This is a genomic window from Burkholderia sp. 22PA0099 (assembly GCF_047497165.1).
GTDB lineage: Bacteria > Pseudomonadota > Gammaproteobacteria > Burkholderiales > Burkholderiaceae > Burkholderia.
Window position 1 is genome coordinate 1,751,063 of record NZ_CP163164.1, and the last position, 24,824, is coordinate 1,775,886.

The window sequence follows — 24,824 nt, forward strand, 5'->3', positions numbered from 1 at the left end:
CCGATCCGGCTGAAGGAGCCTCGATGACCGAACCGACCGAATCCGATGCACCGCTTTCTCCGGTGGCCCTGGGCGAACCGGCGACGATGGAAACGCAGCCGCCGCGCCGCCGCCACCTGCTGCTGTCGAGCCTGCTGCTGTTGCTGGCGTTGATCGCCGTGGCGCTGGCCGGCGGCTTCGGCGTGATGACGGGGCAGTGCCGCGATCTCGGCCTCGCGGCCGGCTGGACCGTCATGTTCGCCGTGATCGGCGTGGGCGGCGCGCTCGAAAACGCACCGGTCGCGCTGCTCGGCCTCGCGGCGTGGGTCGGCCTGGTGGCCGTGCTGCGCCGCCGGGTGGCGTGGCGCGTGAGCGGCACGCAGGTCTGGATCGCCGCGCTGCTGATCTACCTCGTGGCCGCGACGCTCGCCTGGTTGGCGATGCCGGCCGATTCGTGCCGAATCCACTTTTGAGCGGTAGCGCACACAACGCGCGATACAGCGGTATGCAACGCCGCACGCTTACGACTTTTGACAGTTTCGTCATGGCATTGCGGTTACCATGGCGCGGGAACGCGCGGCCGGTCCGGTCGCGCGTGTTCTGTTTTCACGAACCAATCGGAGCACGACCATGAGCATCTTTGGCGATATCGTGAACAAGCTGTTCGGCAAGGCCAAGCCGGATCAGGCGCCGCCCGCCGCGGCACCGCAACCCGATCCCGCAGCGGCCCAGGCCGCCGCACCCGACGCCGCCCCGGCGCCGGCCCCGCTGTCCGACGTGGACGTGGCGGCCGTGCTCGACCAGCTCGTCGGCGAAAGCGGGCAGACGCTGAACTGGCGCGTGTCGATCGTCGACACCATGAAGGCGCTCGGCGTGGACAGCAGCCTCGACCACCGCAAGCAGCTCGCGGCGGAACTGAAATACGACGGCGACACCAACGATTCGGCCAGCATGAACATCTGGCTGCACAGGAAGCTGATGCAGGCGCTCGCGGCCAACGGCGGCAAGCTGCCGGACGATCTGGCGAACTGAGCGGCGCGCTGCCGATTTTCACCGGCAGCACCGCACGAATGAGTAAGGGCCGACGCGGTAGCGCGTCGGCCCTTTTTTCATGACAAGCGCGCCCGCGAGCGGGCCGGCATCACTGCTTCACGAGTTCGCCGTCGCGCAGGCGCCAGAGGCCGAGCGGGTTGGCGTCCTGCAGCGCTTCGGGCAGCAGTTCGGGCGGCAGGTCCTGATAGCAGACCGGGCGCAGGAAGCGATCGATCGCCAGCGTGCCGACCGAGGTGGTGCGCGAATCGGAGGTAGCCGGGAACGGGCCGCCGTGCACCATCGCATGGCACACCTCGACGCCGGTCGGATAGCCGTTCGCGAGAATCCGCCCGACCTTGCGCTCCAGCACCGGCAGCAGGCGCCTGGCGGCCGGGTAGTCGGCCGGATCGAGCAGCAGCGTGGCCGTCAACTGGCCTTCGATGCCGTCGAGGATGCCGAGCAGTTCGGCCTCGTCGCGGCAGGCCACCACGATCGAGGTCGGCCCGAAGATTTCGTCGGCCAGGCCGTGATTCGCGGCGAACGCGGCGGCGGTGGTGCGATATAGCACCGGCAGCGCCGTGCAGACATTGGCGTCGGCGATGCCGCTCGCCACTTGCGCCACATCCGGTTGCTGCGCGCGCTCGTCGATCTGGCGGCGATAGGTGGCGGCGATGCCGGCCGACAGCATCGGCTGGGCCTGCTTGGCCGCGATGGCGGCCGAGGCGTCGGCCACGAACGCGTCGAGTTCGGGGCCGGCGATCGCGAGGATCAGGCCCGGATTGGTGCAGAACTGGCCCGCGCCGAGCGCCAGCGAATCGACGAAGCCCTGCGCGATCTGCGCGCCGCGTTGCTTGAGCGCGGCCGGCATCAGGAGCACCGGGTTGATGCTGCTCATTTCCGCGTGCACGGGGATCGGTTCGGCGCGCTTGGCCGCGATCGCGGTCAGCGCGAGGCCGCCGCGGCGCGAGCCGGTGAAGCCCACCGACTTGATCGCCGGATGCGCGACCAGCGCCTCGCCCACCGTGTTGCCCTTGCCGATCACGAGGGAGAACACGCCTTCGGGCAGGCCCACCTCGGCCACCGCCTGCTGGATCGCGCGGCCCACCAGTTCCGAGCCGCCGAGGTGCGCCTCGTGCGCCTTGGCCACCACCGGGCAGCCGGCCGCCAGCGCCGACGCCGTGTCGCCGCCCGCCACCGAGAACGCGAGCGGGAAGTTGCTGGCGCCGAACACCGCCACCGGGCCGATCGCGATCTTGCGTGCGCGCAGGTCCGAGCGCGGCAGCGGCTTGCGCTCGGGCAGCGCGGAATCGAGCGTGGCGTCGAGCCAGCGGCCGGCGCGCACCACCGTCGCGAACAGACGCAACTGGCCGCAGGTGCGGGCGCGCTCGCCTTCGAGACGCGCCACCGGCAGCGCCGTTTCCAGATGCAGGCGTTCGATCAGCGTCGGGCCGAGCGCCTCGATGCGTTCGGCGATCTTTTCCAGCAGCGCGGCGCGCGTGTCGAGCGGGGCGTTGCGGAACGTGTCGAACGCGGCGTCGGCCAGGCGGCAGGCGCGATCGACGTCGTCCGCGCCGCCGGCGCCGAATTCGGGCTCGATCTCCTGGCCGGTGGCCGGCACGAAGGCGCGCAGCGTGCCCTGCGTGCCGCGCACCGAGGCGGCGCCGATCAACATGTTTCCGGTGATGTCTTGCGTCATTGCGTCAATCTCCTGCGAGTCGGTGATTCGGGGCGCGCGGCGCGGCGAACGGGCGCCGTGCGCGGGATCGGAGCCGCGCCGGGCCGGCGGACGCCGGCGCGTGCCGGGCGATCGCGAGCCGGCCAGGAAAGGCGGCGGGGCGGGTGATCGGCGGCAAGCGGCATCTTACTCGCGGTGGGAAAAGCGCGCCGAAGGTGGAGCGGTGGGTGAGGCGGCGGTGAGGCGGCGGTGAGGCGGCGGGGGAGGGGGCGGGTGAGGCGGCGGGGGAGGGGGCGGGTGAGGCGGCGGGTGAGGCAGCGAGTGAGATGGCAGATGAGACGGCAGGTGAGACGGAAAGTGAGACGGAAAGTGAGACGGCGGTGAGGCGGCGGTGATGCGGCGGTGGGGCGGCAGTGAATCGGCGGTAGAGCGGCGGTGAGGCGGCGATAGAGCGGTCGCGGTGCGGTCGTCGCCCAGCCGTGACGCGAGGCGGCACTGGTTTTCAGAAAGCTTGCGCCGCTGCGCGCGATTGCCGCTCGCGCGGCGCGTCGTTACGATAACGGCCTGCCCGCGTGCCGCCCGGCGCGTTTTCCGCAAGCCAGCGCACTTTCCCCAATCCCGACCGAGATCCCCATGACCGATTCCTCCCTGCCCCCGATTCGCGCCATTGTCACCGGCCACACGCGGGGCCTCGGCGCCGCGCTCGCCACGCAACTGCTGGAACGCGGCGCGGCCGTGCTCGGCGTGTCGCGCGGCGAGCATCCGCACCTGGCGGCGCAATTCGGCGAGCGCTTCGCGCAAGTGGCGCTCGACCTGTCCGATCCCGCGAAGCTCGCCGCGTGGCTCGCGAGCGGCGCGCTCGAACGCTTCGCGCAAGGCGCGCGCTGCGTGCTGCTGATCAACAACGCGGGCGCCGTCGAGCCGATCGGCCCGCTCGCGACGCAAACGCCCGAGGCGATCGCGCTGGCCGTCGGCCTGAACGTGACCGCGCCGCTGATGTTCGCGAGCGCCGTGGCGAAGCTCGGCGGCGGCGCGCTGGAGCGGCGCATCGTGCATGTGTCGAGCGGCGCGGCGCGCAATGCCTATGCCGGCTGGAGCGTGTATTGCGCGACCAAGGCCGCGCTCGATCACCATGCGCGCGCCGTGGCGCTCGACGCGAACGGGCCGCTGCGCATCGCGAGCGTCGCGCCGGGCGTGGTGGATACCGACATGCAGGCGACCATTCGCGGCACCGACGCCGCGCGCTTCCCGCAACTCGAACGCTTCGAACAACTGAAGGCCAGCGGTGCGTTGACGACGCCCGACGATGCGGCGCGCAAGTTGCTCGATTACGCCTTGGGAGAGGGATTCGGAGCGGAGGCGGTGACGGACGTGCGGGAGCTGTGAGGGCGGTGGGCGCGACGCAATGAACCGACGGCGTTGAACTCGCCGCGTCGAGCGAACCGCGCCGAGCGGAGAACGCGGCCCGGTGGCCGAACGCCCCGGCCGCCGCGTTCCGCGCCGCCTCACACCACCCCCGCCTCCACGCCGCGCCCCTCGCGCCGCGCCGCCATCAACACCGCCGCATCGCGCTTGGGCGGCGTGCCGAACATCCGCGAATATTCCCGGCTGAACTGCGAGGCGCTTTCATAGCCCACCTTGAACGCCGCTTCCTCGACCTTGACCGCGTCGCTGGCGATCATGCGCCGCGCTTCGAGCAGCCGTAGCTGCTTCTGATACTGCAGCGGCGTCATCGACGTCAGCGCCTTGAACTGCCGATGAAACGCCGACGGGCTCATGCGCGCCAGTTGCGCCAGTTCGTCGATGCTGATCGCGCTGTCGAAGCGGTCGCGCAGCGCATGCACCGCGCGCACCACGCGCCCGGCCTGCCCGTTGGCGAGCAGCATGCCGACGATCTCGCCGCCGTTCGGCCCGGCCAGCAGCCAGTAGCACAGCTCGCGCATGATGCCGGGATACAGCACCGGAATCGCATGCGGCGTGTCGAGCATGCGCACCGCGCGCGCGGCGCATTCGGCCAGCTCGGGCCGCAGCGATTCGACGAACACCCCCGGCCCCGCGTGATCGCGCGCGGGCGGCGGCGCCTCGAAGCTGTCGAGCACGCCGCGCATCACCGTCATGTCCAGCCCGATCACGAGCGCGATCGCGGGCTTTGCTTCGGTTCCCTGAACGATCTGGCCGACGGCCGGCATCTCCACGCTGACCACCAGCGCCTCGCCGGCGCGATACAGGTAATCGCGCGTGCCGAACGTGGTGCGCTTCGCGCCCTGCAACGCGATGCACAGCGCCGGCCGGAACAGCAGGTGGCTTTGCGGGCGATCCTCGGTGGCGCGCGTGATCAGCATGCTGTCGATCGCGGTGCGATATACGTGGGCGGCGGGTTGGCGGTCGATATGGTGACGGACCACCTCGAGCAGGGCTTGGGTTTTCATCGTGCGTCCTTGGCGGGCAGGGGAGTCGGTCGGGCGGCGCGGGCAGCGCGTCACGCCAGCATAACGGCAAGCCGGCCGACGCTGCGCGATCGAGCAGGATCAGGCAAGAATTTGTCGATTTCCGACATTCACCGCGGCCCGGGGCCGGCCGTACGATGGATCTCGTGTTCCCTTCACTCGATTCGAGGTCCTCATGTCCCAGCAAACATCCCCCGTCGCCGCGCAAGCCGGCAAGATCGCCATCGTCACGGGCGGCAGCCGTGGCCTCGGCCGCGACACGGTCGTCAACCTGGCGCGGCGCGGCGTCGATTCGATCTTCACCTGGCATTCGAACTCGGCCGAAGCCGACAAGGTCGTGGCCGAAGTGGCCGCGCTCGGCCGCCGCGCGATCGCGCTGCAACTCGACACCGGCAACACCGGCGCGTTCGCGGCATTCGCCGGCAAGGTGAGCGAGGCGCTCGCGCAACTCGGCCAGCCGCGCTTCGATTATCTGGTCAACAACGCGGGCACCTCGCATCACGCGCCGTTCGCGAGCGTGACCGAGGCCGATCTCGACGCGCTCTACAACGTCCATTTCAAGGGCGTGTTCTTCCTGACGCAAACGCTGTTGCCGCTGCTCAACGACGGCGGGCGCATCGTCAACATCTCGTCGGGCCTGACGCGCTTCTCGTTCCCGGGCAGCAGCGCGTATGCGTCGATGAAGGGCGCGGTGGAAGTGCTGACGCGCTACCTGGCGCGCGAACTCGGCGAGCGCGGCATTGTCGTGAACACGGTCGCGCCCGGTGCGATCGCCACCGATTTCAGCGGCGGCATGGTGCGCGACAACCCCGAACTGAACCGCCGCATCTCGGAGATGACGCCGCTCGGCCGCGTCGGTCAGGCCGGCGACATCGGCCCGCTGATCGCGTCGCTGCTGGCCGACGACAACCGCTGGGTCAACGCGCAGCGCATCGAGGCGTCGGGCGGCATGCTGCTCTGATCGATTCGGATCGGTTCGTAGTACGGAACTTGCGTCGCCCGCCGCGACCGGTGCAGCACGACCGGCCACGGCGGGCGATGCCGTTTCGACGCGCGGCGAACGCACGGCAGAAACCGTGCGATTCCGGAATTTTCAGGCATCCGAACTTGGCAGACTGGTTTCACCTTGCAGACAGGCACTGCAACGGCCCATAAACCAGGAGAGATTCAGATGGCCAAGGTACTTTGCGTTCTCTATCCCGATCCCGTCACCGGCTACCCGCCGGCCTACGCACGCGACGACATTCCGAAGATCGAGCGCTACCCGAACGGGCAGACGGTGCCGTCGCCGAAGGGCGAGCTGGGCTTTCGTCCGGGCGAGTTGCTCGGCTGCGTGTCGGGCGAACTGGGCCTGCGCGCCTGGCTCGAAAGTCAGGGCCACGAACTGATCGTGACGAGCGACAAGGACGGCGCCGATTCGAACTTCGACCGCCATCTGGCCGACGCCGACATCGTGATCTCGCAACCGTTCTGGCCCGCGTACCTGACGCCCGAGCGCCTCGCCCGCGCCAAAAAGCTCAAGCTCGCGGTGACGGCCGGCATCGGCTCGGATCACGTCGACCTGAAGGCCGCGGCCGAGCACGGCGTGACGGTGGCCGAAGTGACGTTCTCGAACAGCATCAGCGTGGCCGAGCATGTGGTGATGATGACGCTGTCGCTGGTGCGCAATTACCTGCCGTCGCACCAGTACGCGGTCAACGGCGGCTGGAACATCGCCGATTGCGTGAGCCGCAGCTATGACCTCGAAGGCATGCAGTTCGGCACGATCGGCGCGGGCCGCATCGGGCTGGCGGTACTGCGCCGCCTGAAGCCGTTCGACGTGAAGCTGCATTACTACGACCCGCATCGCCTGTCGAACGAGATCGAGCGCGAACTGGGCCTGACGTATCACGAGACGCCGCAATCGCTGGTCGAGGTGTGCGACGTGATCAACCTGCAAAGCCCGCTCTATCCGTCCACCGAGCACATGTTCGACGACCGGATGTTCGAGCGCGTCAAGCGCGGCGCTTACCTGATCAACACCGCGCGCGGCAAGCTGTGCGACCGCGACGCCGTGGTGCGCGCCGTCGAATCGGGCAAGCTGGCCGGTTATGCGGGCGACGTGTGGTATCCGCAGCCCGTGCCGGTCGATCATCCGTGGCGGCGCATGCCGTACGAAGGGATGACGCCGCATATCTCGGGCAGCTCGCTGTCGGCGCAGCATCGCTACGCGGCGGGCACCCTGGAGATCCTGCAATGCTTCTTCGGCAAGCAGGCGATCCGCCCGGAATACCTGATCGTCGACGGCGGTGCGCTGGCCGGCACCGGCGCGGGGTCGTACAAGCTCGACTGAGTCTGATCCGTGCTCGATCCGGACATGTGACGCCACCGGCCGCGCTGCGCGTGCGGCTGGTCAGAAAAAATGGCGAATGCCGAGGGTGGTCGCCACCTGTTCCTTCGCGCCGGACTGCGCGAGGCCGGTGATGCCCGCGCCGATGTTGGTGCCGTCCATGCCGCTCACGTGCTGATACACGGCCTGCAGATACACGTTGGTGCGCTTCGAGAAGCTGTAGACGGCCAGCAGGTTCGCCTGCTGCCATTTCGGGCTGCGGCCGTCGAGCTGGCCGTCGGTGAACGTGTAGGCGGCCACCAGCGTGACGGCGCCCGTCAGCGCGTAGCGCGCGTTCAGTTCGAGATTGGTGAAATGCGCCGCGCCGTTGGTCAGCGCGATGCCGCTGGTGGTGCCCGACGCGTAGGCGCCGATGCCGCTGGCGTCGCGCAGGCGCGTTTGCGTGAACAGCGCGCCGATCGCGCCGCGTCCGAACCCGTAGTGCGCGCCCGCGCCCCAGGTGCGCTGGCGGCCGGCGGTGAAGGTGGCGTCGCTGGCTACCGCGCCCGAGGCGTTGTCGAGCGCGTTCGAGCCGGCGTTGTCGAGTTCGAGGTAGGCCGCCGCGAACGTGAAGTCGCCATAGGTGTATTGCGTGCCGAAGCTGGCCGCACGATTGTCGGCGAACTGGCCCGCCTCGTTCGAGAAGCCGTACAGCGCGCCGAAACGCCAGCCGCCGAGGCTGGCCGTCTCGAACTTCACGGAGTTGGCAATCCGAAACGAACTGTCGAGGTTGTCGTTGTCGTACGGGTGCGTGAAATGGATGCCGCCGTACGAGGTGCCGGTCAGCGCGAGCGGCCCGAGGTAATCCACCACCACGTCGTATTGCCGGCCCGCCGTGAGCGCGCCGACCCCCTTGCGCGACAGCCCGACGAACGATTGCCGGCCGAACAGCCGGCCGTTCTGGCCGAGCGCGCCGCTATCGATGCTGAAGCCGTTTTCGAGCTTGAAGATCGCCTGCCAGCCGCCGCCCAGATCCTCCTGCCCCTGGATGCCCCAGCGCGTGCCGTTGATGTTGCTGGCGGTGGACTGGAAGGCCGCGTTGCCGTGCTGGTTGTTGGTGTAGGTGATGCCGGTATCGATGATGCCGTACAGCGCGACGCTCGATTGCGCATGCGCCGTGGGACTCAGCAGCGCGAGGCCGGCGAGCGCGAGGGTGGCGGGAAGGAAGCGGTTCAGCATGGCGGCGTGGGCGTGCAGGGCACGAAAGATCAACGGGATCGCCATGCTAGGCGGGACGATTCGCGTACCTAAGCGATGCTTGGCGATATGCAAATCAGCGAGCGCACGAACGGCGCTGAGGCAGGCGATTCGATGCGATGCAGGAGGGTGCGGGAACGGTTCGGATTCCGGAGGATTCGTCTTGGAATCGAGGGGAAGCCTGTAAAACAAGGGGTATTTTAAAATTTCAGGCGCGCCGTGAAGTCGACGCATCCCCATGCGGAACGTACCGCGACGCCATTATTCAATGCGCCGGAATTCACGCTTTCCGAATTTTTGAGGCGGCCTCGCAACAAGCGGCAACGCGCCGCTGCCGCCGTGTGCTAACCGCGCCCGATGCGCGTCAGCCGGTCATGCCATCTGCGTGCGCCAGCGGCCTGGCGTGGTGCCGGTCAACTCGCGAAACACCGTCGTGAAATGCGCCTGCCCGGGGAAGCCGCTGGCGAGCGCGGCCTCGACGATCGGCAGCCCGTCGCGCAACAGCCGCTTGGCCTGCTCGATGCGGCGCTGCGTGAGGAACGCATGCGGCGACAGCCCGGTCGCCAGCCGGAACTGCGCCGCGAAGTGCATGCGGCTCAGGCCGGCGTGGCGCGCGATGTCGTGCAGCGTGATCGGCTCGGCCAGGTTCGCCTCGACGTAATCGAACACGCGCCGCAGGCGCGGCGCCGACAAGCCCGCGCACGCGCTGCCCGGTTCACGCGCGTAGCGCGTCAGCACATGGCGCAGGATACCGGCCAGCAATTGGTCATGCTTTCCGGCCGTGGCGCGGTCGTAGCCGGCCAGTTGGCGCGCGAGCGGCGCCAGCACCGGATCGACGCGAAAGCCCGGATCTTCCAGGCGCGGCGGCGCGGCCGAGCCGCTGGCCGCGCTGTATTCGGCATCGATCAGTGCGGCCGGCACGAACACGTGCAAGGCCTCGTTCTCGCCGCGAAACCGGCATTGCACCGATTCGCCGGGCATGGTCAGTTGCACGCCGCCGGGGCCGCCCGTGCCGCGTTCGAGCAGGCGGCCGTTCTTGTAGCAATCGACGGTGGCCGCGCCGAGCAGCAGGCTGATCGTGTAATGGCGCGCGAGCACCGGTGCGACCAGCTCGCGCCAGCGAATCCGGCGGTCGAGCCAGTGGCCGATCACGATGCCGGCCGGCGGCCGGGGCGCGATCGCGGGCAGGACGGTGGCAGGCGGGAGGGGCATCTCGCGCCAGCGCTGTTCGTCGGTGGGTAGTCCGGGCGGTGCGTGCTGGGTGTGCGATGGGGCAAGCGCGTCGCGGGGGGCGGTCGGCATCGTCGTCTCCTGGGTCGCGCGCGGCCGTGAACCGGGCCGGCGGCTCGGCAGCGCATCGACATGCAGGATAGAAGCGGATCGCGGGCGAGGGCGGCGTCAGCTTGTGAGCGCAAAAAACAGCACAGTTGTGCGGCGCTTGGCGTGTCGTGGGGAACTGTCATCGCGGCCGAGCGTGGTTCTGGCGCGGGGCGGGTGGCAAGTGGTCTGGGGCTGAGGGCTGGGGCTCGGATGGCGAGGCGTCAAGGACGCGACGCTCAACGTTCAGCGCTCGGTGCTCGGTGCTCGCCGCCCGATGCCCGCCGCCCAACGCCCAACGCCCAACTTGTCAGGCGTGCGGAGAGCCGAGCGCGGCGGCAGGCATTCGGCGTTCAGGCGTGCGAGTGCTCACGCATGCGGCACACAAACATCCGCCGCGTTGCCATTGCCGTCCGCAACATCGCCATCGCGCCCGCCCGCGCGCTTGCGGCCCTTCGCCGTGGTTTTCGCCGCAGCCGGCGCGCCATCCCTCCCCGCCCCCGCTTTCGGCGCGCGCCGCTCCTGGCTCGGCGCGTGGCCGAACTGCGCGCGATAGGCCTTGCTGAAATGGCAGGCCGACCGGAAGCCCGACAAGGACGTGACCTGCGAGATCGACACGTCGCTGTTGCGCAGGATCTCGCGCGCGTGCTTGAGTCGCACCGACAGGTAGTAATGGGTGGGCGAGGTGGTCAGGTAATGCTTGAACATGCGCTGCATCTGCCGCTCCGAAAGCGCGATCAGCCGCGCGAGATCGGCCAGCGGCAGCGGCTCCTCGATGTTCGCTTCCATGAGCCGCACCGCTTCCACCAGCTCGGCGCGCGAGAAGCCCACCCGCGCGTCGACCGGAATCGGCTGCGGATCGCTCGCGCCGCGAATCCTCTGCAGCACGAACTGCTCGGACACGCGCGTGGCCAGGTCCTGGCTGCGCTCGGCCGCGATGATGCCGATCATCAGGTCGAGCGGCGCGGTGCCGCCGGTGCAGGTCACGCGGTCGCGGTCGATCACGAACAGCTCGTCGACGATCTGCACGGCCGGGAATTCGGCATGCAGCGCCGACAGGTTTTCCCAGTGCACGGTGCCGCGATAGCCGTCGAGCAGGCCGCTCGCCATCAACGCGTAGGCGCCGGTGCAGATGCCGCCGAGCGGCACGCCGCGCCGCGCCAGTTCGCGCAGCGCGTGGATCACGGTGGCGTCCACGGCGTCGCGCACCTGGGTGCCGCCGCAGACGATCATCAGGTCGGGCAGCGGCTCGGTGAAATCGAGCTGCCGCGTGGGCCGCGCGATCATGCCGTTGCTGGCCGGCACGGCGTTGCCGTCGGTGGAGTAGACGGTCCAGCTGTAGTGCTCGCTGCGATCGGCGTAGTTCGCCATGCGCAGCGCTTCGATTGCACTGGAGAACGCGATCATCGAAAACGACGGCAGCGTCAGGAAACCGAAGTGGCGAAGCGTGGGTGCGGGCATGAAATCAACATCGGCGCGGGCCGATGCCAGAGGTTGGGTCGTGCGTGACGACGCCTGCCCGAAGGCCGGTTCGACCTGGCCCTGTCATGGCGCGCAAGGGCAGCCGGCGGCCGGCGCGGCAGGTTTGCGCCGTGGCGGCTTCGGGCTGGCGTTGCCGCGGTATTCGTTCGCGGCGTCACCCCCGAATCATTGCGATAAACGCGCGCCCGCGATCAAGGAAATTCGACGGGCGCTTGCCATTTCCCGACACATTCCCTCGCCCGTTGCCTGGCGCCTTCGCGGCCGGGGCGTCGCGCGCGGCCGGCGCGCGGAAGCGGGGCGAGAACGCTGTCGTTTCCTGTCGGCTTCGGGGCGCATCGGGGCAGGATCGCGCGGGCCGTGTCCCGCACACTCGGGCGGACACGATGCGGTATCCGATAACAGGCGATGGCGGCCGGCCGGCCCGTGTCGCGCCGAGGCGAAGGGAGGCGAGGTGAGGTCTTGCTCGCGGCTTCGGGGCGACACGGTGCGGCCGCCGCACGAGAGACAAGGCCGCGTGCCGCGCGGCGCACATCGCCATTCCTCCCAGGAGCGAGCCCTTGAGCCACTCGACCCACTCGACCCGCAAGCCGTCAGGCAAGCACCCAAGCCCGCCTTCGGGCCCACCCCGGCGGCCCGCCGCCGGCAACCGCACCGCCGCACGAAGCCGGCCGCCGCGCGAGGCGGGCTTCGCCGATGACGACGTGACCGTGGTCGACCGCGCGCTGCTCAAGCGTGCGGTGGGCGCGATGGCGCTCGGCAACGCGATGGAGTGGTTCGATTTCGGCGTCTACAGCTATATCGCGGTGACGCTGGGCAAGGTGTTCTTCCCGTCGACGAGCGGCTCGGCGCAATTGATCGCCACCTTCGGCACGTTCGCGGCCGCGTTCCTGGTGCGGCCGATCGGCGGCATGGTGTTCGGCCCGCTCGGCGACCGCATTGGCCGTCAGCGCGTGCTGGCCGCCACCATGATCATGATGGCCTGCGGCACGTTCGCGATCGGCCTGATCCCGTCGTATGCGTCGATCGGCATCTACGCGCCGGTGCTGCTGCTGCTCGCGCGGCTCGTGCAGGGCTTCTCGACCGGCGGCGAATACGGCGGGGCGGCCACCTTCATCGCCGAGTTTTCGGCCGACCGCCATCGCGGCTTCATGGGCAGCTTCCTGGAGTTCGGCACGCTGGCCGGCTATCTGCTCGGCGCGGGCACGGTTACGGCGCTGACCTCGCTGTTGAGCCCCGCGCAGATGCTCGACTGGGGCTGGCGCGTGCCGTTCTTCGTGGCCGGGCCGCTCGGCCTGATCGGCCTGTACATCCGCACCCGGCTGGAGGAAACGCCGGCGTTCCGCAAGGAGGCCGAGCATCGCGAGCGGCTCGAACGTGCGCGCCCGCGCGAATCGCTGGTCACGCTGCTGGCCGGGCAGTGGCGCGCGCTGCTGGTGTGCGTGGGGCTGGTGCTGATCTTCAACGTGACCGACTACATGGCGCTCGCGTATCTGCCGAACTACCTGTCGGCCACGCTGCACTACGACGAGACGCGCGGGCTGGTGGTGGTGCTCGCGGTGATGGTGCTGATGATGCCGATGACGCTGGCGGCGGGCTGGCTGTCCGATCGCGTCGGACGGCGGCCGGTGATGCTGGCCGGCTGCATCGGCCTGGCGGTGCTGGCGATCCCCGCGCTGCTGCTGGTGCGCAGCGGGCATGGCGCGCTGATCTTCGCCGGCATGATGCTGCTCGGCGTGATGCTGTCGTGCTTCTGCGGGGTGATGCCGTCGGCGCTGCCGGCGCTGTTCCCGACGCGGGTGCGCTACAGCGCGCTGGCGATCGGCTTCAACGTGTCGGTGTCGCTGTTCGGCGGCACCACGCCGCTGGTCACGGCCTGGCTGGTCGGCCGCACCGGCGACCTGATGATGCCGGCCTACTACCTGATCGGCGCGGCGGTGATCGGTGCGATCTCGGTGCTCGCCGCGCGCGAGAGCGCCGGCCAGCCGCTGCCCGGCTCCGCGCCGTGCGTGGCGACGCAGGCCGAGGCGGTAAGGATTCGGCGCGCGGCGGGGGCGATGGACGGTGGGCGGCCGGTGCGCGGGTTGGCGGGCAAGTGAATCCGGTGACTGATGTTCGCGAATCAGTCCGGTGCATGACGCCGGTCGATAAGCCGGCAGATCATGCCGTCGGATGCATTTGGCGGATTGGGGCCGGGAGATGAGGCGGGCGGGTGAGGTCGGCAAATCAGGTCGGCAAATCAGGCCGGCCGATGAGAAGGACGGATGAGGCCCGCCGATCAAACCCCGGTTCAACCCGGCTTCACCACCATCAGGAAATACACCGCCAGCATTGCGATGAAGGCCGGGTAGCCGAGGCGCTCCCAGGTCTTCGCGTGGCGCCAGTAGGCGTCGGGCAGGATCGCCGCGCCGCCCGCGTGCGCGGTGGTGGCGAGCTTCGCCATCTCGATCTGGATCCCGACCACCGGCAGCCAGCACACGGCGGCCACCGCATACAGCACGAGCGTGGCGACGATCCACGGCGTCTGCCACGGCCAGCCGGCCTGATGCGCGAGCCATAAGCCCGAGGCCGGCTGGAACAGCACGGCCGGCGTGGTGAACCACCAGTCGGCGCGCACCACCAGCCGCGAGACGGCCGCGATCGCCGGCACCGAGCGCGTGCGGTTCGCGAAGAACAGATAGAACGCCGAACCGAAGCCGGTGCCGACCATCAGCACCGAGGACAGGATATGCAGCGTCTTGACGATCAGATAGGCGTTCATGAGAAGTCCGATTCGTGGATCAGCAGAAACAGGATGGCGAGGATCGGCACGTTCTTGATCAGGGGGCCGAACGGTTCGGCGAACTGAGCCGGCAGCGCCAGCGCGATGGCGGCGGTATAGCCGGCCACCAGCGCGAATTGGGCGAGCCAGAGGCGGCGGCCGGGCCGCGCCAGCGTCAGCAGGCCGAGCCCGGCGTCGAGCGCGCAGGCGCCGTACAGCGCGGCGGTGGCGGCGATACCATGCAGATGCATCGCGCCGAGCCGCGCGAGGCTGGCCTCGCGCGGAAACACGAACGCGCTGACCCAGGCGGTCCAGAGCCACACGAACGCGAGCGCGCCACGCAGCAGCGGCTGGCGGATCGCGGCGAGCGCGCCGGCGCGCAAGCGCTGCACATCGGCCCCGGCCACGCCTTGCGGCAGGCCGAGCGGGCGGCGGCCGAGCAGGCGCGTGGTGCCGCCGGCACTGGCGGTGTTGCCGTTCGCGAGCATCGTCCAGGTGTCGCGATCGAGCATCGCGCCGGGCAGGCGGCCGATCGCGGCGGCGGCCGCGCCCACCAGCGCCCCCGGCACCGAGATGCTCCGCGCCGGCCGCCCGCCGAGCGCGGCGCGGTAGATCGCCAGCATCTCGCCGTAGCTCACTTCGCGGCCGCCCACCACATCCGCGCTCTCGCGGCCCGGCGTGCCGCGTTCGAGCCAGCGCACCACCAGTTCGGCGAGATCGTCGCGATGCACGGGGCGCAGCCGCTGCCGTCCGCCGTCGGGCAGCAGATGCAGCGGCAGGCTCGCGAGCGCCGCGAACAGGCGCGTCGAGTGGCCGGCCGGATCGAACACCAGCGCCGGGCGCGCGACCAGCGCGTCGCCGGGCATCGCCAGCAGATGATGGTCGGCGTCGCGCTTGCTGCGCAGGAACGGCGTGGCGCCGGCTTCAGCGCCGAGCGCGGAAATTTGCACGATGCGCCGGCCGCCGGCGGCGCGGCATGCCTCGAACAGCGCGACCGGGGCCGCGCGGTGAACGGCGTCGAAACGTTGGCCGCCGCGTTCGGTCAGGATGCCGACGGCGTTGACCACCGCGTCCACTTCCGCGATGCGCGGCAGCCAGGCGGCGACGTCGTGATCGCTTCGGTAGTCGATAGCGATGTCGCCGGCCCGGCGCGGTGCGCGCACGCCGGCAATCACGTCGTGCCCGTGCGCCGCGAGCCTTTCGCAGATCGCGCGGCCGATCGTGCCGTTCGCGCCGCAGACCAGCACTTTCATGCCGAGGCTCCAGTGGTTTCAGCGGCGATCGCGGCTTGCGCCGGCGCGACTGCCCGAGGCACGGCGGCGGCCGGGTTCGCATCGACCGGAATCTGCCGCGCGATCCGCGACGCGATCGCGATCAGCGGCACGATCGCGCCGAGCAGCGACCACACCACCGTCGCGCGCAACGCCCCGATCACGCACAACGCGTTGTCGGCCGAGCACGCGGCGGGGCTGCGCGCGAACGCCAGCACCAGCACGAGCGGGCCGAGCACCAGCATGACCAGGGTGATGCGCGTCCAGAAATCGGCACGCCCCTCGGTGCCGCACAGGTCGATCAGCAGGTTGCGCGTGACCGCGCGCAGGTAACGGGCGATGGCATAGCCGATCGGCACGGGCAACAGGAACTGGATGGCGAGGGCGAGCGAGGTGTTCATGATTGATTGTCCTTACTGTTGTTTCTGTATAAACAGAAATATAGAGCCCAAAAAAAGCGGGTGTCGCCACCCGCGCGTGCTTACTTGCTCGGCTTGCGCCGGACCACCTGGCTGATCTTCGCGCCGATCCCCAGCGTCTTCATCAGCGTATCGGGCTTCATGCGCAGCATTTCGTCGGACCAGGTGGTCAGCGTCTCCATGAACTGCAGCGTGTCGCGAATCCTTTGTTCGGTTTCCTTCGTTTCGTTGGCCATCTCGGGGCTGGTGAGCGTATCGCGCAGCACCGTCAGCGTCGGGTCGATCTCGCGCTGGCGGCGGCCTTCGACGATCAGCTTGAACAGCTCCCAGATATCCGTCGACGTTTCGAAGTGGTCGCGCCGGTCGCCCATCACATGCACGATGCGCGCGAGCTTCCACGATTGCAGCTCCTTCAGGCTGGTGCTGACGTTCGAGCGCGCCACGCCGAGCGCGCCGGCGATCTCGTCGGCGGCGATCGGCTTGCCGTGGAGATAGAGCAGCGCGTGAATCTGCGCGACGGTGCGGTTGACGCCCCAGCGGGAGCCCATTTCGCCCCAGTGGAGAATGAATCGTTCGGCAAGCGGTGTCAGTTCCATGCGGCGTAATGTACGAGCCTTCAGTTATTTCTGTCAAGACAGAAATAAAGCGGCCGATTCGGGCCGAAAGCACGACGGCGCCATGCGACACAACGTCCTGTTGTTTTTATATTCATCGCAGAATTGGTTTGTTTCCGGCCCGGACGGAATTCGCTAACGTGCGGATTCTTCCAATAACAGACCGAGCCATAAAAGAATGAAGCGCCTTTCCTACTTCGCACTGCCCACCGTTACCGCCCTTGCCGCCAGCCTGTCGCCGGCCGCACAAGCGCAAAGCAGCGTCACGCTGTACGGCATCGTCGATGCCGGCATCGCGTATGTCCACAATGCGCAGGGCGCCAACGGCGCGAACCAGTCGTCGCTGGTGAAATTCAACAGCGGCGGCCTGTCGGGCAGCCGTTGGGGCCTGCGTGGCACGGAAGATCTGGGCGGTGGCCTCGCCGCGATCTTCCAACTCGAAAACGGCTTCAACGTCGGCACGGGCGCGCTCGGCCAGGGCAGCCGCGAATTCGGCCGCAAGTCGATCGTGGGCCTGGCCGATCAGCGTTGGGGTACGCTGACGATCGGCCGCCAGTACGACCCGATCGTTGATCTGGTGCAAGGCTTGACCGAAGACGGCCCGTTCGGGGGCACCTTCGCCACGCCGGGCGACCTCGACAACTACGACAACAGCCTGCGCGTCAGCAACTCGGTGAAGTACACCAGCCCGCTGATCGCCGGCATCCAGGTGGAAGCGCTGTACGCGCTCGGCGGCGTGGCGGGCCAGACCGGCAACGGCCAGACCTACAGCTTCGGCGCGTCGTACGCGCACGGCCCGCTGTCGCTCGGCGCCGGCTACTTCTTCGCCAATGGCGGCAACACCGTGACGAACGGCACGCGCACCTGGACGAGCACCTCGGATTCGCTGTTCAACACCGTCATCAACACGGGCTTCTCCAGCGCCAAGTCGATCCAGATCGTGCGTGCCGCCGGCCAGTACGTGCTGGGCGCGGCCACCTTCGGTATCGCCTACTCGAACACGCAATACGTGGGCGATTCGCTGTCGGTGTTCAAGTCGACGGCCAAGTTCAACAGCGGCTCGGGCTTCTTCAACTACCGCTTCTCGCCGTCGCTGAACACGGGTATCGGCTACAGCTACACGTCGCTGACCGGCCCGGTGTCGGCCCACTACAACCAGGTCAACATCGGCGCGCTGTACTCGCTGTCGAAGCGCACCGATCTCTACGCGGTGGCCGGCTACCAGAAGGCCAGCGGCAACTCGCTGAACGCGGCCGGCGCGGTGGTCTCCGCCCAGGCATCGATCGGCAGCTTCGGCGTGAACTCGGGCACCAACAGCCAGGAACTGGCGCTGGTGGGCATCCGCCACAAGTTCTGATCGCGCGCGGCGCGGTGCGTCCGCTCCGCTTGCCTTCATCCGTTTCGGCACGGCCGGCTTCGCGCAATGCGACGCCGGCCGTGTTGCGTTTCGGGCTTTCAGACGCTTCCCCGTTCGGGCCGGGATGGCCGATACTGTCGGGCCGCATTCCCTTCCGATCCCGCTGCCCGCCATGTCCGCCGAACCGAATTCCACTTCCCTTGCCACGCCTACCCTCGACGGCCGGCTCGTGACGCTGCGCCCGTTGAGCGAGGTCGCGCCGGCCGAGTTGCTGGCCGCCGCCGCCGATGGCGAACTCTGGAACCTGACGGTGACCGTGGTGCCCGGCCCGGCCGGCATCGAGGCTTATCTGGCGAAGGCGTTCGAGGGCGAGCGCGCCGGCACCGTGATGCCGTTCGCGATCGTGCGGCGCGACAGCGGCAAGGTGGTCGGCAGCACGCGCTTCTGGAAGATCGACCGCGTCAATCGCCGGCTCGAAATCGGCCATACGTGGCTGTCGGCGTCGATGCAGCGCTCGGGCGCGAACACCGAATGCAAATACCTGCTGCTGCGCTACGCGTTCGAAACGCTCGCTTGCGTGCGCGTGCAGTTCACCACCGACGTGCTGAACGAACGCTCGCGCGCCGCGATCCTGTGGATCGGCGCGCACGAGGAGGGCGTCGTGCGCCACGAGCGCATCATGCCAGACGGCCGCAAGCGCAACTCGGTGCGCTTCAGCATCATCGACGACGAATGGGCCGCCACGCGCGCGCATCTCGAAGGACTGCTGGCGAAGTAGGCCTTCGGCACGCGGGGCACGCTCAGGCATCGTCGACGACGAATGGGCCGCCACCCGAGCACATCTTGAGGGCCTTCTGGCGAAGTAGCCCACAACACGCGGGCCGCGCTCAGGCCGCGCGCCGCGCGATCAGCGCCGCGCCGAGCGGCGCGAGCAGCAACGCACCGAATACCCAGCGCGCGGCTTGCGCCGTGCCGGCCACGCCGCCCGGCTCCACCAGCCCGCCCGCGTTGGCGAGCATCCCCACCAGCGCCGCACCGGCCGCCGTCGCGAACAACTGCACGGTGGTGATCGACGCGCCCGCGAGCGCGTTCTCCGCATCGGGCACGGCCTTCAGCGCGCGCGTCAGCAAGTGCGGCCAGGCCACGCCGACGCCCAACCCGAGCGCCACCATCGCCGTGCAGATCGGCAGGAGTGCGAGCCATTCGCCGCCGCTCTCCCTCGGCAGCAGCGCGAACAGGCCGAGCATGCCGGCCAGTTCGAGCAGCGGCCCGGCCACGATCAGGCGGCGCAGGTTCGGGCCGCTCGCGCCCGAGCAGGCCAGCGCGCCGAGCGTCCAGCCCGCGCCCATCAACGCGGCCAGATAGCCGGCCGCGAGCGGCGGCTGGCGATGCAGCACCTGCAGGAACAGCGGCGCGAAGATTTCGGCGCTGGTGACCGTGAGCGACAGCAGCGCGAGGATCGCGTAGCACTTCGCGACCGGCGAGCCGGGGCGGAACGCGCCGGACGGCAGCAGCCGGTTCGACGCGCGCCGCTCGATGCGCACCAGCAGCGCCCCGCAGCCGATCGCCAGCACGATGCCGGCCAGGTTCCAGGCCGGGTCGGTGGACGCGCTGCCGGCCGACACGGCCAGCACCACCGCGATCAGCAGGCCCAGTTGCGGCTTCGGCGTGGCGGTGTTGCCTGGCGCGGCAGCGGAGGCCGAGGCCGAGGTCGAGGCCGCGTTGCGCGGCAACACCGCCGCCGCCAGCAGCGCGAACGCCGTGGCCGCGCCCGCCACCGACCAGAACGACGCGCGCCACATGCCCCATTCGGCGAACACGCCGCCCACCGCCGGCCCGATCAGCGTCGCCACGCCCCACATGCCCGACACGAGCGCCATCGCGCGCGGCCACAGCGCCTCGTCGAACACGACGCGGATCATCGAATAGGCCAGTGCGCACAGCACCCCGCCGCCGAAGCCCTGCACGAGCCGGCCGGCCAGCAGCACCGGCATGGCCGGCGCGAGCGCGCATAGCGCCGCGCCCGTGGCGAACACCAGCGCCGACAGCGCATAGGCGCGCCGCGGCCCGAGCCGCTTCAACAGGCCGGCCGCGAGCGCCGAGCCGGCGATCGACGCGACGATGAAGATCGCCGTGCTCCACGAATACAAGTCCAGCCCGCCGATGTCGCGCACCACGCTCGGCAGCACGGTGGCGACCACGTAGACGCTCATCGCATGCAACGCCACGCCGCCGGCCAGCGCGAGCGAGCGCAGGCCGTTCGCGCCCGAGCACAGCGCGGCCCAGCCGGTGCTTGCCGATATCGCCGGTGTTGCCGGTGTCGCCGCGTTCGTCGAAGGCGCTGCTGCCGCCGTGAATTCCTCTCGCTTGCCCATGGGTTCTCCCGTTGCTGGTTCGATCAAGGCCGGCAAGCGTGCTTGCTCCGGCCAACGGCATCGTTTATAAAACCTCATGTTTGGTTGAGGTCAAGGGAGCGCGCATGAGTATTGACGTAAAGCAGGCGTTGTCGGTGGGCGAGGTGGCCCGTCGCAGCGGCGTGAGCGTGGCGACGATTCATTTCTACGAAGCGAAGGGATTGATTCACGGCTGGCGCAGCGATGGCAACCAGCGCCGCTATGCGCGCGACGTGCTGCGCCGCATCGCGATCGTGCGGATCGCGCAGCGCGCCGGCATGCCGCTCGCGGCGATCAAGTCGGCGCTCGATGCCTTGCCGGCCGGGCGCAAGCTGACGGTGCGCGACTGGCGGCGGCTCTCCACCGCGTGGCGCGACGAATTGAGCGAGCGGATCGATCAGCTCACCAAACTGCGCGATCAATTGGGCGGCTGCATCGGCTGCGGGTGCCTGTCGATGCGCGACTGCCCGCTGCGCAACCCGGGCGACCGGCTCGGCGAGGCCGCGCAGGGCGCGGCGCTGCTCGAAGGCCGGTAAGACTGCGAAACCAGTACTGCGAAACAAAACGAGACGGGCCGGCGATGTCATGCCGGCCCGTCTTTTTTCCGGCGTTCGGTTCGTTTAGCTGGCGGTGCCCATCGCCGGATCGGAGACCGAATCCTTGCCGGTTTCGATGCGCCCCGCGAAGCGGCGGCGGAACGTCGTGGAGGTGCTGCTGCCGACCGTGAAGTCGTACCAGTTGCCGCTGTCGGCCACGGCCCAGCTCAGTTCGCCCGAGGCGTTGGCGGCCACGGTCAGCGTCCACGGGCCGTCGCTGCGATACGCGTTGGCGGCCACCGTGAAGGTAGCCGGCTGGCTGCCGCGGTTGAACAGCTTGACGATCACGCTCGACGCGTCGCAAGGCTGGTAGCACACCTGAATTTCAGGGTTGACGCCCGCGCCGAGTTCGCCGAGGTTGCCCACATATTCACGGTGATAGCCGTTCGGCCCGAGCACCCACAGGTCGTAGCTGCCGTTGTCGGCCGCATCGGGCACCCACACGCCGCTCAGCGACTTGCCGGCCTGCACCGCGTAGCGGCGCGGCACGCGATCCAGATGCAGCCGGTCGTACACATGGAACACCGCGCCGGTGGCGTTGCCGCTGGCGTTCGTGAATTCGAGCGTGAGGCCGGCGGTGGCCGGGTGCGCCGTGGTGTGCAGCTCGTAGGGCAGCGCGCGCGACGGCCGCGTGCCGGTGGCCTGCGCGGGCAGCGCCGAGGTGGCGGTGGCGGCCGGCACCGGAATCGCGCTGGCCGCGGCCTGCGACGACGCCAGCGAATCGGCGCCGACCTTGGTGGTGCGGCCCGACAGCGTGGGCAGCGCGCCGTCGTTCGGCGACACGAAGTTGAAGCACGAGCTGAGGTCGCCGCAGATCGCGCGGCGGTAGGCGCTGATCTGCGGCTCGGCCACGCCGAAGCGCTTCTCGAGAAACATCAGCGTGGAGGTGTGATCGAACACCTGCGAATTGACGAAGCCGCCGCGGCTCCACGGCGAGATCACCCACATCGGCACGCGCGGCCCCGGGCCGTACGGGCGGCCGTCGATCGCGGGCTGGTTGCTGGTGGCCGGCGTGAAGTTGTGATATTCGGGCGCCATGTCCGCATCGGCCAGCGTGCTGCCGCCGGCCAGCGTGCCGTCGGCATTGTGCGACGGCGCGCTCGGCGGCGGCAGGTGATCGAAGAAGCCGTCGTTCTCGTCGTAGTTCACGAGCAGCACCGTCTTGCTCCACACGTCCGGGTTCGCGGTCAGCGCGTCGAGCACTTCCTGCACGTACCAGCCGCCCTGCGTCGGGCTCGACGGCCCCGGGTGCTCGCTGTAGTACGACGGCGGAATGATCCACGAAACCGACGGCAGCGTGCCGTTCTGGATGTCGTCGCGGAACGTTTCGAGGAAGCCTTGCGGCATGGTGTTGCCGAAGCCCTTGGCGAGCGGGCTCAACGGATCGTCGATGGCCGGGTCGTAGAACGGGCCGGCGGCCGTCACCGATTGATTGATGTCGACCGTCGAGACGTATACCGGGCGGCGCGCGGCCGGCATCTGCTCGATCGCGGCGCGCCAGTGGCGAAAGCCCATCATCTCGTTGCAGCCGAAATTGTCGACCAGGCTCTGATAGACCTTCCAGCTCACGCCGGCCGATTGCAGGCGGTCGGCGTAGGTGGTCCAGGTCCAGCCCGAGGTGGACGGGCCGATGTCGTTGCCGCCGTTGAACTCGTTGTTCAGCGCGGCCACGCCCACGTTGCTGCCGTCGGCGGGGCTCTTGCCGTTCGGGCCGTTGGTGCCGCTCCAGTAGAACAGGCGGTTCGCGATGGTGCCGGTGTGCATGCCGCAGTGATATGCGTCGCACATCGTGAACGCGTCGGCCAGCGCGCGATGGAACGGCACTTCGACCGTCTCGTAGTAGCCGAGCGAAAGCGGCGTCTTGGCGGTGGGCCATGCCGACATGCGGCCGTTGTCCCAGGCCGCCTGCGCGTCGTTCCAGGTGTGCGGCGTGCCGCCCGCGCGCAGCGCGTTGCCTTGCGTCTCGTCGAGGTGATACGGCGCGAGCACGCTGGTCACGCCCGCTTTCGTATAGCTCTGGTGGAAGATGTTGGTCGCGCCCGGCGCCGGAATCGCGAAGCGGTCGCCGTAGCCGCGCACGCCGCGGAACGTGCCGAAATAGCTGTCGAACGAGCGGTTTTCCAGCATCAGCAGCACCACGTGCTGCACGTCGTTGAGCGTGCCGGTGACGTTGTTGGCGTCGATCGCGAGCGCGCGCCGGATCGCCGGCGGAAATGCCGACAGCGTGGCGGCGGCCGCGGCGCTGCCGAGCGAGGTTTTCAGGAACCGGCGTTTCGAAGAACTGAATGTCATGCGGAGGGCTTCCGGGTGAGGGCGGGGCGGCTCAGGGAGCCGGCGCGCAGTGACGGGTCGAGCAGGCGGCGGCGCCCGCGCCGCTGGACGGCGTGGTGTGCGGTGCATCGTCGTTGCCGCCGCAGGCGGCGAGCAGCAGCGTCGCACACAGCAGCGCGGCGCCGAGCCATGAAGTGCCGATGATCGAAAGGCGAGCCATTGTTGTTGTGATCCCAGGGACAGCGATGGAAACGGAGGGAACGCGCCGGCCGGACGGTTCCGCTTTGCGAGGACAGGGCCTGAATCCGTTGCCGACTGTAGGCTTTGTTTTTGGCAGGAATGTGAAGCGGATTGCAAGCTTGGCGATCAAGTGTGCGGTCGAGAACGTTGCCGCGCGCAGCGATCGATGGGGAATGCCGATAATTTCCGATATTTATTCGATGCGAGGTAGTGCTTACCGATTTCCCGAGAAAAGCGAATCGATGCGCGCGCAAGCATCGTCCGGCATGCAACTCGGGTGTCGCAAAACTGTCAGTCGCAAGCGGCAGAATCCGTTAACCCACCGACCACTGACGACAGGACCCCCCATGTCACTGAACTATGGTTTGCTGAAAGGCACCGTTGCCGGACATCTTCGCGACGCGGACGACGATCACTACCAGATCCTCGTACACGCCGGCGACGAAGTGTTCCGTATCGCCGTGAACGTGAAATCGTCGGCGCCGCATGCGCCGTCCACCGTGCTGTTCGAGTCGCGCACCACGCTGCCCGATGCGCTGACCTCGCAACTGACGGCCGCCGCCACCGGCTTCACGAAGCTGGCCAGCCAGCCGGGCGGCCTCGCGATCGACTTCGTGCGCGGCGCTCTGGTGGATACCTCGGCGATGGTGCCGGTGCCGCCCGACCAGCCGGGCCAGAGCAACGACCTGAAGGACCGCCTCGAAAGCGCGGTGGTCAAGGCGATGGATCAGGCCGGCTCGGAAGTGTTCGCGTTCGGTTCGAAGTGGGGGCCGGAAACCAAGCCCGACCAGTATTTCAAGTTCGTGCCGGGCCAGGGCATTCACGATATCCACATGAACCAGGGCAATTCGGGTTCCTATCGTAAGGACAACGGTGTTTACCAGGATGGCTGCCTGATGCTGCGCTATCCCGACGGCACCTGGCTCGCCGTGTTCCTGGCGTTCCAGTCGCAGACCTTCGACACCGACGATCACGGCAACCCGGTGAACGGCGGCCACTGATCGCGCGTTCGTATCGCGTCGGGCTTGCCTGGCGCGATTCAGCGCCTACACTGGTAGATTGACCTGTGTAGCCGGGCGGAGCCATGAAAATCGATTTCCATGCGGACCCGGTAGATGTGGACGCGATCTGCCGCGATCTCGAGAACGGCGAAGTCACCGTGATCGACACCACCCGGCCGAATTTCCGCGATCTGCACGAAGCGGTCAGCCCGCTGATGCGCGGCTCGGCCATTCTGCCCCTTTCGGTGCGCGATGCCGACGGCGTTTGGCATTGCTACCTGCTCAACCGCGATTACCAGCCCATCTCGCTCGACGAGATCGATGCCAGCGTGGCGCGCGCCATCGCGCTGTGGCAGGCGGCCGGGCGGCCCACGCCGTATCGGGTGGCGGCGGCGCGCTAGGGCGCG

Annotated in this window: 23 protein-coding genes; 11 read left to right on the forward strand and 12 right to left on the reverse strand. The window is 68.9% G+C overall.

What is annotated here, in order from left to right; translation table 11 throughout:
• The first annotated feature begins 23 nt into the window (after nt 1–23).
• Nucleotides 24–452, forward strand: a complete 429-nt coding sequence (locus tag AB4851_RS07695) for a hypothetical protein (RefSeq protein ID WP_414446677.1) — start codon at nt 24–26, stop codon at nt 450–452.
• Between the two features lie 157 nt (nt 453–609).
• Nucleotides 610–1,011, forward strand: coding sequence for a DUF3597 domain-containing protein (locus AB4851_RS07700; protein WP_414446678.1), 402 nt, complete (start codon nt 610–612; stop codon nt 1,009–1,011).
• A 109-nt stretch (nt 1,012–1,120) separates the two neighbouring features.
• On the opposite strand, the gene AB4851_RS07705 is transcribed toward AB4851_RS07700, so the two are convergent.
• Nucleotides 1,121–2,707: an aldehyde dehydrogenase (NADP(+)) gene (locus tag AB4851_RS07705; protein WP_414446679.1), complete on the reverse strand. Its 1,587-nt coding sequence runs from the start codon at nt 2,705–2,707 to the stop codon at nt 1,121–1,123.
• 612 nt (nt 2,708–3,319) lie between these two features.
• Here AB4851_RS07705 and AB4851_RS07710 point away from each other — a divergent pair.
• On the forward strand, nt 3,320–4,072 hold the full coding sequence (locus tag AB4851_RS07710) for an SDR family oxidoreductase (protein WP_414446680.1): 753 nt from the start codon (nt 3,320–3,322) through the stop codon (nt 4,070–4,072).
• Between the two features lie 119 nt (nt 4,073–4,191).
• On the opposite strand, the gene AB4851_RS07715 is transcribed toward AB4851_RS07710, so the two are convergent.
• The gene (locus AB4851_RS07715; RefSeq protein ID WP_414446681.1) at nt 4,192–5,115 is read right to left on the reverse strand and encodes an AraC family transcriptional regulator; all 924 of its coding nucleotides are present in this window, start codon (nt 5,113–5,115) and stop codon (nt 4,192–4,194) included.
• 193 nt (nt 5,116–5,308) lie between these two features.
• Between AB4851_RS07715 and AB4851_RS07720 the strand changes: the two genes are divergently transcribed.
• Both AB4851_RS07720 and AB4851_RS07725 read left to right on the forward strand, forming a co-directional pair.
• Nucleotides 5,309–6,094 (forward strand): SDR family NAD(P)-dependent oxidoreductase, encoded by a 786-nt coding sequence (locus tag AB4851_RS07720; RefSeq protein ID WP_414440078.1) that lies wholly within the window; start codon nt 5,309–5,311, stop codon nt 6,092–6,094.
• 210 nt (nt 6,095–6,304) lie between these two features.
• Complete coding sequence (locus AB4851_RS07725) at nt 6,305–7,465, forward strand: NAD-dependent formate dehydrogenase (protein ID WP_414446682.1); 1,161 nt, start codon at nt 6,305–6,307, stop codon at nt 7,463–7,465.
• Nucleotides 7,466–7,525: 60 nt separating this feature from the next.
• On the opposite strand, the gene AB4851_RS07730 is transcribed toward AB4851_RS07725, so the two are convergent.
• The 3 genes from AB4851_RS07730 to AB4851_RS07740 form a co-directional block, all read right to left on the reverse strand.
• Nucleotides 7,526–8,680 (reverse strand): porin, encoded by a 1,155-nt coding sequence (locus AB4851_RS07730; RefSeq protein ID WP_414449151.1) that lies wholly within the window; start codon nt 8,678–8,680, stop codon nt 7,526–7,528.
• A gap of 390 nt (nt 8,681–9,070) precedes the next feature.
• On the reverse strand, nt 9,071–10,000 hold the full coding sequence (locus AB4851_RS07735) for a helix-turn-helix transcriptional regulator (RefSeq protein ID WP_414446683.1): 930 nt from the start codon (nt 9,998–10,000) through the stop codon (nt 9,071–9,073).
• Nucleotides 10,001–10,384: 384 nt separating this feature from the next.
• Nucleotides 10,385–11,476, reverse strand: a complete 1,092-nt coding sequence (locus tag AB4851_RS07740; RefSeq protein ID WP_414446684.1) for a GlxA family transcriptional regulator — start codon at nt 11,474–11,476, stop codon at nt 10,385–10,387.
• Nucleotides 11,477–12,054: 578 nt separating this feature from the next.
• Between AB4851_RS07740 and proP the strand changes: the two genes are divergently transcribed.
• Nucleotides 12,055–13,593 carry a glycine betaine/L-proline transporter ProP gene (gene proP / locus AB4851_RS07745; protein WP_414446685.1) on the forward strand — a complete coding sequence of 513 codons (1,539 nt, stop codon included), beginning with the start codon at nt 12,055–12,057 and terminating at the stop codon, nt 13,591–13,593.
• 191 nt (nt 13,594–13,784) lie between these two features.
• Here proP and AB4851_RS07750 read toward each other — a convergent pair whose 3' ends face one another.
• The 4 genes from AB4851_RS07750 to AB4851_RS07765 form a co-directional block, all read right to left on the reverse strand.
• The gene (locus AB4851_RS07750) at nt 13,785–14,255 is read right to left on the reverse strand and encodes a DUF2269 family protein (RefSeq protein ID WP_414446686.1); all 471 of its coding nucleotides are present in this window, start codon (nt 14,253–14,255) and stop codon (nt 13,785–13,787) included.
• Nucleotides 14,252–15,508 carry an SDR family oxidoreductase gene (locus tag AB4851_RS07755; RefSeq protein WP_414446687.1) on the reverse strand — a complete coding sequence of 419 codons (1,257 nt, stop codon included), beginning with the start codon at nt 15,506–15,508 and terminating at the stop codon, nt 14,252–14,254. The genes AB4851_RS07750 and AB4851_RS07755 overlap by 4 nt, the downstream gene beginning before the upstream one ends.
• Nucleotides 15,505–15,927: a hypothetical protein gene (locus AB4851_RS07760; protein WP_414446688.1), complete on the reverse strand. Its 423-nt coding sequence runs from the start codon at nt 15,925–15,927 to the stop codon at nt 15,505–15,507. The genes AB4851_RS07755 and AB4851_RS07760 overlap by 4 nt, the downstream gene beginning before the upstream one ends.
• Before the next feature lie 80 nt (nt 15,928–16,007).
• Nucleotides 16,008–16,541: a GbsR/MarR family transcriptional regulator gene (locus AB4851_RS07765; RefSeq protein WP_414446689.1), complete on the reverse strand. Its 534-nt coding sequence runs from the start codon at nt 16,539–16,541 to the stop codon at nt 16,008–16,010.
• 196 nt (nt 16,542–16,737) lie between these two features.
• Between AB4851_RS07765 and AB4851_RS07770 the strand changes: the two genes are divergently transcribed.
• Entirely contained in the window at nt 16,738–17,916 is a 1,179-nt protein-coding gene (locus AB4851_RS07770) for a porin (RefSeq protein ID WP_414446690.1), read from the forward strand.
• 172 nt (nt 17,917–18,088) lie between these two features.
• The gene (locus AB4851_RS07775) at nt 18,089–18,694 is read left to right on the forward strand and encodes a GNAT family N-acetyltransferase (protein ID WP_414446691.1); all 606 of its coding nucleotides are present in this window, start codon (nt 18,089–18,091) and stop codon (nt 18,692–18,694) included.
• A gap of 109 nt (nt 18,695–18,803) precedes the next feature.
• On the opposite strand, the gene AB4851_RS07780 is transcribed toward AB4851_RS07775, so the two are convergent.
• Nucleotides 18,804–20,291, reverse strand: a complete 1,488-nt coding sequence (locus tag AB4851_RS07780) for an MFS transporter (protein ID WP_414446692.1) — start codon at nt 20,289–20,291, stop codon at nt 18,804–18,806.
• 104 nt (nt 20,292–20,395) lie between these two features.
• On the opposite strand from AB4851_RS07780, the gene soxR reads away from it, so the two are divergent.
• Nucleotides 20,396–20,845, forward strand: a complete 450-nt coding sequence (gene soxR, locus AB4851_RS07785) for a redox-sensitive transcriptional activator SoxR (RefSeq protein WP_414446693.1) — start codon at nt 20,396–20,398, stop codon at nt 20,843–20,845.
• An 84-nt stretch (nt 20,846–20,929) separates the two neighbouring features.
• On the opposite strand, the gene AB4851_RS07790 is transcribed toward soxR, so the two are convergent.
• Together AB4851_RS07790 and AB4851_RS07795 are read right to left on the reverse strand one after the other, a co-directional pair.
• Nucleotides 20,930–23,197, reverse strand: coding sequence for a phosphocholine-specific phospholipase C (locus AB4851_RS07790; RefSeq protein ID WP_414446694.1), 2,268 nt, complete (start codon nt 23,195–23,197; stop codon nt 20,930–20,932).
• Between the two features lie 31 nt (nt 23,198–23,228).
• The gene (locus tag AB4851_RS07795) at nt 23,229–23,396 is read right to left on the reverse strand and encodes a hypothetical protein (protein WP_414446695.1); all 168 of its coding nucleotides are present in this window, start codon (nt 23,394–23,396) and stop codon (nt 23,229–23,231) included.
• A 367-nt stretch (nt 23,397–23,763) separates the two neighbouring features.
• On the opposite strand from AB4851_RS07795, the gene AB4851_RS07800 reads away from it, so the two are divergent.
• Nucleotides 23,764–24,417, forward strand: a complete 654-nt coding sequence (locus tag AB4851_RS07800; RefSeq protein ID WP_414446696.1) for a DUF2278 family protein — start codon at nt 23,764–23,766, stop codon at nt 24,415–24,417.
• An 83-nt stretch (nt 24,418–24,500) separates the two neighbouring features.
• On the forward strand, nt 24,501–24,818 hold the full coding sequence (locus tag AB4851_RS07805) for a hypothetical protein (protein ID WP_414446697.1): 318 nt from the start codon (nt 24,501–24,503) through the stop codon (nt 24,816–24,818).
• Nucleotides 24,819–24,824: the final 6 nt, after the last annotated feature.

Bases quoted from the DNA above. Each gene is read 5' to 3' on its own strand.
- AB4851_RS07695 (WP_414446677.1), top strand. From the start codon at position 24: ATGACCGAACCGACCGAATCCGATGCACCGCTTTCTCCGGTGGCCCTG.
- AB4851_RS07700 (WP_414446678.1), top strand. From the start codon at position 610: ATGAGCATCTTTGGCGATATCGTGAACAAGCTGTTCGGCAAGGCCAAG.
- AB4851_RS07705 (WP_414446679.1), bottom strand. From the start codon at position 2,707: ATGACGCAAGACATCACCGGAAACATGTTGATCGGCGCCGCCTCGGTG.
- AB4851_RS07710 (WP_414446680.1), top strand. From the start codon at position 3,320: ATGACCGATTCCTCCCTGCCCCCGATTCGCGCCATTGTCACCGGCCAC.
- AB4851_RS07715 (WP_414446681.1), bottom strand. From the start codon at position 5,115: ATGAAAACCCAAGCCCTGCTCGAGGTGGTCCGTCACCATATCGACCGC.
- AB4851_RS07720 (WP_414440078.1), top strand. From the start codon at position 5,309: ATGTCCCAGCAAACATCCCCCGTCGCCGCGCAAGCCGGCAAGATCGCC.
- AB4851_RS07725 (WP_414446682.1), top strand. From the start codon at position 6,305: ATGGCCAAGGTACTTTGCGTTCTCTATCCCGATCCCGTCACCGGCTAC.
- AB4851_RS07730 (WP_414449151.1), bottom strand. From the start codon at position 8,680: ATGCTGAACCGCTTCCTTCCCGCCACCCTCGCGCTCGCCGGCCTCGCG.
- AB4851_RS07735 (WP_414446683.1), bottom strand. From the start codon at position 10,000: ATGCCGACCGCCCCCCGCGACGCGCTTGCCCCATCGCACACCCAGCAC.
- AB4851_RS07740 (WP_414446684.1), bottom strand. From the start codon at position 11,476: ATGCCCGCACCCACGCTTCGCCACTTCGGTTTCCTGACGCTGCCGTCG.
- AB4851_RS07750 (WP_414446686.1), bottom strand. From the start codon at position 14,255: ATGAACGCCTATCTGATCGTCAAGACGCTGCATATCCTGTCCTCGGTG.
- AB4851_RS07755 (WP_414446687.1), bottom strand. From the start codon at position 15,508: ATGAAAGTGCTGGTCTGCGGCGCGAACGGCACGATCGGCCGCGCGATC.
- AB4851_RS07760 (WP_414446688.1), bottom strand. From the start codon at position 15,927: ATGAACACCTCGCTCGCCCTCGCCATCCAGTTCCTGTTGCCCGTGCCG.
- AB4851_RS07765 (WP_414446689.1), bottom strand. From the start codon at position 16,541: ATGGAACTGACACCGCTTGCCGAACGATTCATTCTCCACTGGGGCGAA.
- AB4851_RS07770 (WP_414446690.1), top strand. From the start codon at position 16,738: ATGAAGCGCCTTTCCTACTTCGCACTGCCCACCGTTACCGCCCTTGCC.
- AB4851_RS07775 (WP_414446691.1), top strand. From the start codon at position 18,089: ATGTCCGCCGAACCGAATTCCACTTCCCTTGCCACGCCTACCCTCGAC.
- AB4851_RS07780 (WP_414446692.1), bottom strand. From the start codon at position 20,291: ATGGGCAAGCGAGAGGAATTCACGGCGGCAGCAGCGCCTTCGACGAAC.
- soxR (WP_414446693.1), top strand. From the start codon at position 20,396: ATGAGTATTGACGTAAAGCAGGCGTTGTCGGTGGGCGAGGTGGCCCGT.
- AB4851_RS07790 (WP_414446694.1), bottom strand. From the start codon at position 23,197: ATGACATTCAGTTCTTCGAAACGCCGGTTCCTGAAAACCTCGCTCGGC.
- AB4851_RS07795 (WP_414446695.1), bottom strand. From the start codon at position 23,396: ATGGCTCGCCTTTCGATCATCGGCACTTCATGGCTCGGCGCCGCGCTG.
- AB4851_RS07800 (WP_414446696.1), top strand. From the start codon at position 23,764: ATGTCACTGAACTATGGTTTGCTGAAAGGCACCGTTGCCGGACATCTT.
- AB4851_RS07805 (WP_414446697.1), top strand. From the start codon at position 24,501: ATGAAAATCGATTTCCATGCGGACCCGGTAGATGTGGACGCGATCTGC.